The organism is Methylorubrum podarium, assembly GCF_022179745.1.
GTDB lineage: Bacteria > Pseudomonadota > Alphaproteobacteria > Rhizobiales > Beijerinckiaceae > Methylobacterium > Methylobacterium podarium.
The window spans coordinates 1-10687 of sequence record NZ_BPRD01000002.1 but is presented as its reverse complement, the minus strand read 5'-3'; the positions used below and the strand labels follow the sequence as shown (position 1 = coordinate 10687).

At 71.3% G+C, this 10687-nt stretch carries 11 protein-coding genes; 7 read left to right on the top strand and 4 right to left on the bottom strand.

All coding sequences use genetic code 11. From position 1 onward, the window contains the following. The first annotated feature begins 94 nt into the window (after positions 1–94). The 3 genes from murJ (at position 95) to MFF42_RS00190 (ending at position 2795) form a co-directional block, all read left to right on the top strand. Positions 95–1624 carry a murein biosynthesis integral membrane protein MurJ gene (gene murJ / locus MFF42_RS00200; RefSeq protein WP_238253500.1) on the top strand — a complete coding sequence of 510 codons (1530 nt, stop codon included), beginning with the start codon at positions 95–97 and terminating at the stop codon, positions 1622–1624. 30 nt (positions 1625–1654) lie between these two features. Next, on the top strand, positions 1655–2329 hold the full coding sequence (locus MFF42_RS00195) for a haloacid dehalogenase type II (RefSeq protein ID WP_238253499.1): 675 nt from the start codon (positions 1655–1657) through the stop codon (positions 2327–2329). Between the two features lie 112 nt (positions 2330–2441). Beyond that, positions 2442–2795 (top strand): hypothetical protein, encoded by a 354-nt coding sequence (locus MFF42_RS00190; protein WP_238253498.1) that lies wholly within the window; start codon positions 2442–2444, stop codon positions 2793–2795. A 43-nt stretch (positions 2796–2838) separates the two neighbouring features. Here MFF42_RS00190 and MFF42_RS00185 read toward each other — a convergent pair whose 3' ends face one another. Then, a complete protein-coding gene (locus tag MFF42_RS00185; RefSeq protein ID WP_238253497.1) occupies positions 2839–4608 on the bottom strand; it encodes a carbamoyltransferase family protein in 1770 nt (589 codons plus the stop codon). A gap of 77 nt (positions 4609–4685) precedes the next feature. Between MFF42_RS00185 and MFF42_RS00180 the strand changes: the two genes are divergently transcribed. Then, positions 4686–5372: an HAD family hydrolase gene (locus MFF42_RS00180; protein WP_238253496.1), complete on the top strand. Its 687-nt coding sequence runs from the start codon at positions 4686–4688 to the stop codon at positions 5370–5372. Positions 5373–6223: 851 nt separating this feature from the next. Continuing rightward, complete coding sequence (locus MFF42_RS00175; RefSeq protein ID WP_238253495.1) at positions 6224–6475, top strand: hypothetical protein; 252 nt, start codon at positions 6224–6226, stop codon at positions 6473–6475. Positions 6476–6752: 277 nt separating this feature from the next. On the opposite strand, the gene MFF42_RS00170 is transcribed toward MFF42_RS00175, so the two are convergent. The 3 genes from MFF42_RS00170 to argH form a co-directional block, all read right to left on the bottom strand. Next, complete coding sequence (locus MFF42_RS00170) at positions 6753–7427, bottom strand: invasion associated locus B family protein (RefSeq protein WP_238253494.1); 675 nt, start codon at positions 7425–7427, stop codon at positions 6753–6755. Between the two features lie 182 nt (positions 7428–7609). Beyond that, positions 7610–7936 carry a hypothetical protein gene (locus tag MFF42_RS00165; RefSeq protein WP_238253493.1) on the bottom strand — a complete coding sequence of 109 codons (327 nt, stop codon included), beginning with the start codon at positions 7934–7936 and terminating at the stop codon, positions 7610–7612. A 97-nt stretch (positions 7937–8033) separates the two neighbouring features. Further along, positions 8034–9425, bottom strand: coding sequence for an argininosuccinate lyase (argH, locus tag MFF42_RS00160; protein WP_238253492.1), 1392 nt, complete (start codon positions 9423–9425; stop codon positions 8034–8036). 39 nt (positions 9426–9464) lie between these two features. Here argH and tlpA point away from each other — a divergent pair, with 39 nt between their 5' ends. Together tlpA and MFF42_RS00150 are read left to right on the top strand one after the other, a co-directional pair. Then, positions 9465–10118 (top strand): thiol:disulfide interchange protein TlpA, encoded by a 654-nt coding sequence (gene tlpA / locus MFF42_RS00155; RefSeq protein WP_238253491.1) that lies wholly within the window; start codon positions 9465–9467, stop codon positions 10116–10118. Between the two features lie 55 nt (positions 10119–10173). Beyond that, the coding region (locus MFF42_RS00150) for a Na+/H+ antiporter NhaA (protein ID WP_238253490.1) at positions 10174–10687 on the top strand (514 nt) is incomplete at its 3' end.

Sequence of the window (10687 nt, the reverse complement as noted above, 5' to 3'; positions counted from 1 at the left end):
CCCTCCCGTCCTCATCCTTCGAGGCCGCTTCGCGGCACCTCAGGATGAGGACGGGAGGGGGATCGGCCGTTCGCACGGGACCGCTTGCCAAAAAATGATCCGCTCGATCCTCTCCGTCGGCGGCTGGACGCTGGTCTCGCGGGTCACGGGCTTCGCCCGCGACGTGGTGACGGCCGCGGTGATGGGCGCGGGGCCGGTGGCGGATGCCTTCGTCGTCGCCTTCCGCCTGCCGAACCATTTTCGCGCGATCTTCGGCGAGGGCGCGTTCAACACCGCCTTCGTGCCGGCCTACACCCATCTGGAGCAGGCGGGCGAGGCCGGGGCCGCCGCGCGCTTCGCCGACCGCGTCTTCACCCTGATGCTGATCGTGCAGGTGGCGCTGCTGGCGCTCGCGCTCCCGGCGATGCCCTGGATTGTGCGGGCGCTGGCGCCGGGCTTCTCGGAGGACGGGGAGCGGTTCGCGCTGGCGGTCAGCCTGACGCGGATCACCTTCCCCTACCTGCTGTTCATGACGCTGGTGACGTTGTTCTCCGGCATCCTCAACGCGCATCGGCGCTTCGCCGCCGCGGCCGGCACGCCGGTGCTGCTCAACCTCGCCATGCTGGCGGCCCTCGCGCTCGCCTTCCTGTTCCCGAACGCGGCCTATGCCGCCGCCTGGGGCGTCTCGGTCTCCGGGGTGCTGCAATTCGCGCTGGTCTGGTGGGACGCGCGCGCCCGCGCCTACGCGCCGCGGCTGACGAAGCCGGCCTTGCGCGATCCCGACCTGATCCGCTTCTTCAAGATCCTCGGCCCCGCGGTGATCGGCTCGGCCGGGTTCCAGATCGCGGCCTTCGCCGACACCATCATCGCGAGCTTCCTGCCGACCGGCGCGGTCTCGGCGCTCTACTACGCCGACCGGCTCTATCAGCTGCCCTTCGGCGTCATCGCCATCGCCGCCGGCACGGTGCTCCTGCCCGAGATGAGCCGGCGCATCGCCGCGGGCGACGTGGCCGGCGCGCACGCGGCGCAGAACCGGGCCGCCGGCTTCTCGCTGGCGCTCTCGGCCCCCTTCATGGTCGCCTTCCTGACCCTGCCGGGGCTGATTATGGCGGCCCTGTTCCAGCGCGGCGCCTTCACCGCCGAGGACGCCGCCCGCGCGGCCTCGGTGCTGGCGGCCTACGGCCTGGCGCTTCCGGCCGTGGTGCTGGTGCGCTCGGCCGTGGCGAGCTTCAACGCCCGCCAGGACACGACGACGCCGCTCTACGCCTCGCTGACCGCCATCGCCGTCAACGTCGCGTTGAAACTCGTGCTGACCGGTCCCTACGGCGTCGCCGGCCTCGCGCTGGCCACCGCCATCGGCCAGTGGATCAACCTCGCCCTGCTCTACGGTCTGGCTCTGCGCCGCGGCTGGACCGCGCCGGGGCGGGTGCTCGGCGTCACCGTCGCCGCCGTCGTCGTGGCGAGCGCGGTGCTGGCGGGGCTCGCCGTCTACGGCCTTCCCTTCGCCGAGCGGATCGTGCCCGCCCTCCCCCATTTCCGCGAGATCGCGGTGCTGGCGCTTCTCGGGCTCGCCGGGGCGCTCGCCTATGCCGGCACCCTGCTCGCGGTGATGGGGATCTTCGGCGTGCGCTTGCGCCGCAGGTAGGTCGTCGACGCCTGCACCATCTCAGGCGGCATGAGCGATCCCGACCTCCTCGCGGGCAAGAGCCACGCCGTCTTCGACGCCTACGGCACGCTGTTCGACGTGCATTCGGCGGTCGCGCGCCACGCCGACGCACTCGGATCGCGGGCGAAAGACCTGTCCGAGCTGTGGCGGGCCAAGCAGCTCGAATATTCCTGGGTGCACGGCCTGATGGGCCGCTACGTCGCCTTCTGGGACCTGACCGAGCGCGCCCTCGATTTCGCCCTGGCGCAGCACCCCGAGATCGACCGGGCCCACCGCGAAAAGCTTGTCGACGCCTATCGCGACCTCGACGCCTACGACGAGGTGGCCGGCGTGCTGGAGCGCCTGCGCGGGCGGGGCGTGGGGACCGTCCTGTTCTCCAACGGCAACGCGGCGATGCTGGAGCGGGCGGTGGCCGCGGCGGGCTTGGGCGACCGGCTCGACGCGGTGCTCTCGGTCGATTCCGTGCAAACCTTCAAGACGGCGCCCGCCGCCTATCAACTGGTTCTCGACCGGCTCGGCACCGAACGGCGCGACGTGCTGTTCTTCTCCTCGAACCGCTGGGACATCGCCGGTGCCGCCGGTTTCGGCTTCGACGCCGTCTGGGTGAACCGGAAGGGCCAACCCGACGAGTATCCGGATCAGCCGCCTCGCGCGGTCGTGACACGCCTCGACGCGGTGATCTGAACCGGCGGTAACGGCGCGTTCGCCAATCCTTAAGCTTGACCGGATTAGTTCAGGGCCAAGTGCCTATCGGTTCCTTGCCTGATCAATCCGGTTGTCCAAAGGATCGGTTCCCGTGCCCGCCCTGTCCCTCCCCATCCTCGCCCGGAAGGGCGTCTGCGCGGCGCTTCTCGGCACCGCCCTCCTCTCCGCTGCCCCATTCTCTGTCACTTCTGTATCCGCCCGTGACGGCCGCAACGGTGCCCTGATCGGCGGCGCGGCCGCCGGCGTCATCGGTGGCCTGGCCGTCGGCGCGCTCCTCAACGGCGCCGCGCCGCCGCCGCCGCCCGCGCGCCGGGTCTATGTCGAGGAGGAGCCGGTCTACGTCGCGCCGCCGCCGCGCCGCGGTCCGATCTGTCACTACGAGCGCCGCAAGGTCTGGCTCGACGAGGTCGAGTTCACCTACCGCCGGGTCGAGGTCTGCGAGTAGTTTTTCGCGGGTTCTCCGCGTGCGGGAGCGAAGGGCGTCGGCCTCATGCCGGCGCCTTTTTCGTCAGGATCCAGTCCTCGACCACGATGGCGTCGAGGCCGGTGGTGTAGAACATCAGGATCGCGTCCTCCGCCGTGTGGAGGATCGGCTTGCCCATCACGTTGAAGCTGGTGTTGAGCAGGATCGGTACGCCGGTCAGCTCCGCGAAGGCCGCGATCAGCGCCGCGTAGGCCGGGTTGCGCGCCCGCGTCACGCTCTGGAGACGGCCGGTGCCGTCGGCATGGACCACCGCCGGCACGCGCGCGCGCACCGTCTCGCGCCAGACCAGGGTCCGCTCCATGTAGGGACTGTCGGCGTAATCCTCGAACCAGTCCGGCCCGGCCTCGGCCAGGATCGAGGGCGCGAAGGGGCGGAACGCCTCGCGGTACTTCACCTTGGCGTTGAGCGATTCCTTGGCGTGGGCCGGGCGCGGGTCGGCGAGGATCGAGCGGTTGCCCAGCGCCCGCGGGCCGAACTCCGCCCGGCCCTGAACCCAGCCGACGAGCCCGCCCTCGGCGAGGATCTTGGCCGCCTCCCGCGTCACGCCCTCGTGGCCGAGGCGGCGGGCGCGCGGTTCCCACTCGGCCATCCGCTCCAGCGGCTCGGTCGAGACGGTCGAGCCGAGATAGGGCGTGAGCGGGCGCGCCGCCCGCGCCGGACCCTTCCAATCGGGATCGTCCTCGGCGAGCGCCAGCCACGCGGCGCCGATGGCGTTGCCGTCGTCGGCCGGGGCCGAGGGAACGTGCAGGCGCTTGAAGCCCGAGCGCCCGAGCACGCGGCCGTTATAGGAGGAGTTGAGCCCGCAGCCGCCGGCGATGACGAGGTTTTCGCTGGGCGCGAGCCGCCACGCCTCGGCGACGAGCACGTCCATGAGCTCCGAAAAGATGTCCTGGCCGCAGCGGGCGAGGTCGGCCCAGCCCTGCTCGCCGACGTCGGAGGGGCGCCGCGACAGGATTTCGGCGGCGACCGCTTGCACCGTGGCCTCGTCGGCGAATTTCAGCCGCCCGTCCTCGACCGTGTAGAGGCGGCGCAGGATCGCCATCAGGTCGGGGTCGGTCCGGCCGTAGGGGGCGAGCCCCATGATCTTCCATTCCTCGCCCTTGATCTGGTCGAAGCCGGCGAGGTCCGTGACCAGCCCGTAGAGGAAGCCGACCGAGCCGCGCCCGCGCTGGCGCCGCACCTCCTCGATCCGTCCGTCCTTCAGGCGGTAGATCGCCGCGGCGCCGGTCTCGCCCATGCCGTCGACGATCAGCGCGGTCGCCTCCTCGAACGGGCTGCCCCAGAGGGCGTAGGCGGCGTGTGCCAGGTGGTGGGCGTAGCGGCGCCGGCCCGCGACGGTCGCCCGCGGCTTGCCGCCGAAGCCGCGGGTCTCGTTGTCGAGCGCCAGGATGGTGCCGTTGCCGGCCCGCGCCTGCATGGCGTGGAGGTCGGCGATGAAGACCCGCTCGGCCCGTTCCGGCACGAAGGAGCGGTTGAGGGTGGACGGGTGCTCGGCGAGCGCCGGCAGGTCGAAGGCGCCCGAGGCCGCCTGCCCCTTCAGGAAGTCGGAAAACTGCTCGCCCCAGGAGGTGGCGATGACGAGCTCCGTGCCCTGCGGGACGTGGCGCTTCAGCAGGCCCGCCATGCGTGTGCCGGGATCGGGCTCGCAGTTCGGCGCGCGCTTGTATTGCAGGTAGCGCTCGGCGGCTTCCGCGAACAGCACGGTCCCGTCCGGCCCGACGAGGGCGAGCGCCGGATCGTGGAAGGTCGTGGCGAGGCCGAGATAGGTGCGCATCCTGCCGGGCTACACGCCGGCACGCGAGGCGACAACCGCGTTGCGGTGCCGGCGAGCCCGTGCGAGACGGGCCGCCGATGACGGACGCCTTCCCCGCCTCGCCTCCCCTCGCCCTCGTGATCTTCGACTGCGACGGCGTGCTGATCGACAGCGAGCCGATCAGCCTCGCGACCCTGACCCGCGGTCTCAACGGGATCGGGCTCGCGATCGACCTCGACGCGGTGCGCGAGCGGTTCGCCGGCACCTCCATGACCTCGATCATGGAGCGGGTCGCCCGCGAGGACGAGGTGATCGCCCCGGACGGCTTCGTCGAGCGGGTCAAGGCGGAGACGCTCGACGCCTTCGAGGCGGAGCTGACCGCCATGGCCGGCATCGCCGAGGCTTTGGGCCTCCTGCACCTGCCCTTCTGCGTCGCCTCCAGCAGCGACCCCGTGCGCCTGCGCCGCTCCCTCGGGCTCACCGGCCTGCTCCCGCTGTTCGAAGACCGCGTCTTCTCCTCCGCCCAGGTCGCGCGCGGAAAACCCTTCCCCGACCTGTTCCTGTTCGCGGCGGAGCGGATGGGCGTCGCGCCCGAACGCTGCCTCGTGATCGAGGACAGCGTGCCGGGGGTGCAGGCGGCCCGTGCCGCGGGGATGCGGGTCGTCGGCTTCACCGGCGGCGGTCACTGGGGCCACGACCGGACCGGCCGCGACCTGCTCGCGGCCGGCGCCGCCACGGTCTTCTCCGCCCATGCCGAACTCGGGCGCATCCTCGCCGCGGGCTGAGGGCGCCGCATCGAGCACCGGACGCGCTGGCCTCAGGCCGCAACCGGGGCGAGCCTCCCGCCGCGGAGGATGGGTCGCGACGTGCGGGTGACCTCGAACATCCCGAGTGCGGTCCCGCGCCCCGGGTCGTCGCCGCTTCGTGCGTCTTCTTCCCGGCCGCGTTCGAGGGGGTGGAACCGGTGCCGAACCGCACGCCGCGGCCCCCATCGCCGGTCCGGCGCGCCTCGGCCCGGCGAGCGCGGGCTTGGACGCGCTGAACCGGGTCCTCGAACGGGCGGGTCTCGGCGTACGGCTCGCGCCCGCTCCGAAGACGTCCCGCAAGGAAGAGATCGCAACGCGGTCGCGGCGACCGTGAGCCGCACCGCGCGACGGCGGGGCGGGAACGAGCGAGGCTAAGCGCCTCGCGGGACAGATGAGACGCGCCAACCACGACGCGAATCGCGGCGCGATCTTTCCCTGTCAAGCTGAACTTCGAAATAACATTCCGTTGACGGTTGCGGTTCGACCACTCATCTTAAGGACGTGCGAACCAGTTCGCGCCGCGGTGATTTGTAGTGGCACGCTTGCGCCGCGTTATCAAACGCTAATGCATCACGGCGCACTTGCGCCGTGGTCCTCGCAAGAGAGGAGGACTTGCCTTGATCGGTCTTTTTATTTGGAAGACTTCGAAACGGTCCCGCGCCCGGAACGGCCGGGTGCGGGGGTGTTGTCGGCGGACAGTCACATCCGTGGGCTAGAGCATCGCCGCGAAAGGCGGCCCCGGTTTCCGGCGGCCGACGATGCAACGATCCAGCGCCCGCGAACGCCTCGCCGACAATCGGCCGACGATGGCCGCAGGAGTTCACTCCGTCATGACCCGTGTCCAGACCGCTTACTTCGACGATGACGCGCTCGACCTCTCCGGCGCGGAAGCCGCGCCGGCCCGCGTGATCGAGGTCGGCGAGATCACCGCCGGCATTGCCGTGCCCGAGCGCGGCGGTGTCCGCTTCTTCTCGTCGGAGCGCCGCTTCGACGGCCTCGACGGCACCCTGTTCCGCACCGTGGAGCAGGCCGCCCGCGCCGCCCGCGAGAAGGGCCGCCCGCCGCGCCTGCGCGCGGTGTGATTTCACTCGCACGACCCACGAACGAGAAAGCCGGCGGCACCGAGAGGCGCCGCCGGCTTTCTTCTCTCCGTCTTCGCCTGATCGCTTCGGTGACTCTTTCGTCATTGCGAGGCGAAGCCGTGGCAATCCAGGGCGCGACTGTTCCGGACAGGTCGCGCCCTGGATCGCTTCGGCTCCGCCTCGCGATGAAGGGCTTGGGTCGAAGTCCGAGGAGATGACCGGAAACCGCATCAGGCCGTCCACCGCCGCAGCCGGCCCTGACCGCCCAGGGCTGGCCTTACTTGCACTCCTCGCGGGCGCGCTTGAGGGCTTCCGAGAAACCGCCCAGCGCGTAGTCGTCCTGGGTCGTGTTGCCGCGCTGGGAGGTGGTGCGGACCGTGGCGGTCTGGGTCCGGCCCATCTCGGTGACGATGCGCGGCTCGTCCGCCTGGTTCTGGATCCAGGCGTTCTCGTCCTTGACCACGAGGCCGTAGCGGGTGGTGCCTACCGTCAGGTACGGATCGCTCGGGGCGGCCGCCGCGCCGGGCCGGGCTTGCGCCGCGGCGGGCTTCGGCTTGAAGCCGAGCATCACCGCGATCTCGCCCTGGGCACCGCCCTTGGGGAAGGTCACGAACAGATAGCCGGTGTCGCGCGCGAGCGTCTTGGGGCTGCGCGTCGTCGGCTGGGCGATGACGTAGCAGAGCTTGTCGCGGCCCTGCGAACCGTTGGTGAAGACGTTCCAGTCGCCGAACACCGCCAGCGGCACGGCCTGCTGCATGCCCGGCGGCAGGGCCGAACTCTTCGGTTTGCGGCGGCTCGCGCGGGCGGGGATGATTTCGGCGCCCTGTACACCCTCCTGCGCCAGGACCTGCCCGGACGGGGTGGTCAGCGCCGCCGCGGTCAAGGCGGACAGGACGAGGGCCGCGACGGGACGGGAGGCGGGGCGAAGGATCGAAAGGCGGTGCCGCTGCATCTCTACTCGGGTGTACGGACGGCCGGGCCGGCCATCTTCACGCACCGTCAGGATGACGGGCCGCAGCGGAACAGGAAAGCCCTGCCCGCCCCGATCAACCGAAAACGGTCGAAAACGGGCATGAACCGAAGGAGGTCATGGGCCGCACCGGTCGATGCGGCCGTCCAGCGTCGCGTACGGCCTCAGGCCGCCCGCATCTCGGCAGTCAGAACCTCGGCGGTCAGGGCCGCGGCGGCGAGCGCGGCCGCCGGCAGGTCGATCGACGGATCGACCTCGGGAAGACGGATCTCGACGGCCGCCGGGGCTGTGCCGGGCGCCGGCTCCGCCGGCTTCGGCTGGGCCGGCTTCGCCGGATCGTTGTAGGGCGTGTTGTAGGCCTTGCGGATCGAGGCCCAGAACGCGTCGCGCTCCGCATCCGTCAGCCGGCCGAGGCGGGCGTCGATCACGGCCATCGCCTCCGCCGCCAGGGCCGGGGTCTCCTCGACGGTGATCCAACTCTCAACGTTCATCGACGGCACTCCGCGGGTTCGGACGGTCGGATAGCCAAGCTCAGTTAGCTGAAACCTGAACGCGGCATTTTCCGTGCCTGTTCCCGCGGGGCTAACCCTACTTCTCCACAGGGCCGAGATTTTCGAGCCAGGCTTGGGCCTGCCGGCGCACGTTGTCCGGCGCGGTGCCGCCGTAGCTGGTGCGGCTCGCGACCGAGTTCTCGACGCCGAGAACGGCGAAGACGGCCTCCGTGATCCCCGGCTCGATCGCCTGCATGTCACCGAGGGAGAGCGCCTCCAGGCCGATGCCGCGCGCGGAGGCCGCGGCGACGACGCGGCCGGTGACGTGGTGCGCCTGCCGGAACGGCATGTTCAACTCGCGCACCAGCCAATCGGCGAGATCGGTGGCGGTGGCGTAGCCGGAGCCCGCCGCGCGCTTGAGCGTCTCGGCCACGGGTTCGAGGTCGCGCACCATGCCGGCCATGGCGGCGAGGCACAGGGAGAGCGATTGCAGGGCGTCAAAGGTGCCCTCCTTGTCCTCCTGCATGTCCTTCGAATAGGCGAGCGGCAGGCCCTTCATCACGATGAGCAGGCCGGTGAGCGCGCCGATGATTCGGCCGGCCTTGGCCCGCACCAGCTCGGCGGCGTCGGGATTGCGCTTCTGCGGCATGATCGACGAGCCGGTGGTGAAGCCGTCCGACAGCTTGACGAAGCCGAACTGGGCCGAGGTCCACACCACCAGTTCCTCGGCGAAGCGCGAGAGGTGGACCGCGCAGATCGAGGCGGCGGAGAGCGATTCCAGCGCGAAATCGCGGTCGGCCACGGAGTCGAGCGAGTTCGCCGTCGGCCGGTCGAAGCCCAACGCCGCCGCGGTGGCGTGCCGGTCGATCGGGAACGACGTGCCGGCGAGCGCCGCCGAGCCGAGCGGGCACTCGTTGAGCCGCGCCCGCGCGTCGCGGAACCGGCCGCGGTCGCGCGCCAGCATCTCGACATAGGCGAGGCAATGGTGGCCGAAGGTGACGGGCTGGGCCGATTGCAGGTGGGTGAAGCCCGGCATCACCGTCCCGGCATGCTTCAGCGCCGTCTCGGCGAGCGCCCGCTGCAGGTCGGCGACCTGCGCGTCGAGCGCGTCCAGCGTGTCGCGCACCCACAGCCGCATGTCGGTGGCGACCTGATCGTTGCGCGAGCGGGCGGTGTGCAGGCGCCCGGCCGCCGGGCCGACGATCTCCGTCAGCCGGCTCTCCACCGCCATGTGGATGTCCTCCAACTCGCGCCGGAAGACGAATTCGCCGCGCTCGATCTCCGCCTCGACGGACTTGAGCCCGGCTTCGATGGCTGCCACATCCTCGGCCGGCAGGATGCCTTGGCGCCCGAGCATCGCGACATGCGCCAGCGAGCCGCGGATGTCCTGGGGCGCGAGCCGCCTGTCGAACCCGATGGAGGCGTTGATCTCCTCCATGATCTCGGCCGGGCCGCTGGCGAAGCGGCCGCCCCACATCCGGTTGCTCATGGCTGATCCCACCTTCCGCACGCGAAACGAGGCTCGGCCGTGACGGCGACCCCGAAAATCCCTGCCGCAATCCTCGCCGCGGGCGGCGTGCTCGCCGCCGTCCTCGTCGGCGGCCTCGCCCTATACGGGACGGGCTCGAACCTCGGCAACCTCACGGCCTCCGGTCCCTGCGCCGAGGCGGCCCCGGCGGCAGCCCGGCTCGCGCCGCTGGCCCACGGCGATGTCGCGGCCTTCGACGCCTCCGCCGCCCCGAAGCCGGCCCCCGCCGTCGCCTTCAAGGGCCCGGACGGGGCGCCGGCCGATCTCGCGGCCCTGCGCGGAAAGCTGCTGCTGGTGAACCTGTGGGCGACGTGGTGCGCCCCCTGCAAGGCCGAGATGCCGGCCCTCGACCGTCTTCAGGCGGAACTCGGCGGCGACGCCTTTCAGGTGGTGGCGATCAACGTCGAGACGCGCAACCTCGACAAGCCGCCCGCCTGGTTCAAGGCCAACGGCATCGCCCACCTGACCTATTACGGCGATCCCGAAGGCAAGGTGCTGCCGGCGATCCAGTCGGCCGTCGGTTCGACGGGACTGCCGACGACGATGCTGATCGATGCCAAGGGCTGCACGCTCGGCGTGATGAAGGGCCCGGCGGAATGGTCGAGCGAGGACGGCAAGCGGCTGATCCGGGCGGCGCTGGCGCCCGCCTCGTGATCTTTTTCGCGGCCGCCGGGTTGCGGGTCCGGCCCGGGGCCGGCAACCCGACGGTATGAAAACGCCGCCACGCTCCGTCCGCGCCCTGCCGCGCCCCTTGCGTCGCCCGCTCTCGGCGACGCGCCGCTTCCTCACCAACGAGGCGGCCGGCGGCATCGTGCTCATGGCCGCCGCGGGCACCGCGCTCGCGGTCGCCAACTCGCCCCTGGCGCAGACCTACCACGACGTCCTTCACGTCCATCTCGGGCCCTTGAGCCTGATGCACTGGATCAACGACGGCCTGATGGTCGTGTTCTTCCTGCTGGTCGGCCTCGAGATCAAGCGCGAGGCCATCGACGGGCGCCTGCGCACCTGGCCCGACCGGGTGCTGCCGGGACTGGCCGCCGCCGCGGGCATGGCTGTGCCGGCGCTCGTTTACCTCGCCTTCAATGCCGACCAGTCCACCGCCCGGGGCTGGGCGATCCCCGCGGCCACCGACATCGCCTTCGCCCTCGGCGTCCTGGCGCTGCTGGGCTCGCGGGTGCCGATCTCGCTCAAGATCTTCCTGTCGGCGGTGGCCATCGTCGACG

Bases quoted from the DNA above. Each gene is read 5' to 3' on its own strand.
- murJ (WP_238253500.1), top strand. From the start codon at position 95: ATGATCCGCTCGATCCTCTCCGTCGGCGGCTGGACGCTGGTCTCGCGG.
- MFF42_RS00195 (WP_238253499.1), top strand. From the start codon at position 1,655: ATGAGCGATCCCGACCTCCTCGCGGGCAAGAGCCACGCCGTCTTCGAC.
- MFF42_RS00185 (WP_238253497.1), bottom strand. From the start codon at position 4,608: ATGCGCACCTATCTCGGCCTCGCCACGACCTTCCACGATCCGGCGCTC.
- MFF42_RS00180 (WP_238253496.1), top strand. From the start codon at position 4,686: ATGACGGACGCCTTCCCCGCCTCGCCTCCCCTCGCCCTCGTGATCTTC.
- MFF42_RS00175 (WP_238253495.1), top strand. From the start codon at position 6,224: ATGACCCGTGTCCAGACCGCTTACTTCGACGATGACGCGCTCGACCTC.
- MFF42_RS00170 (WP_238253494.1), bottom strand. From the start codon at position 7,427: ATGCAGCGGCACCGCCTTTCGATCCTTCGCCCCGCCTCCCGTCCCGTC.
- MFF42_RS00165 (WP_238253493.1), bottom strand. From the start codon at position 7,936: ATGAACGTTGAGAGTTGGATCACCGTCGAGGAGACCCCGGCCCTGGCG.
- argH (WP_238253492.1), bottom strand. From the start codon at position 9,425: ATGAGCAACCGGATGTGGGGCGGCCGCTTCGCCAGCGGCCCGGCCGAG.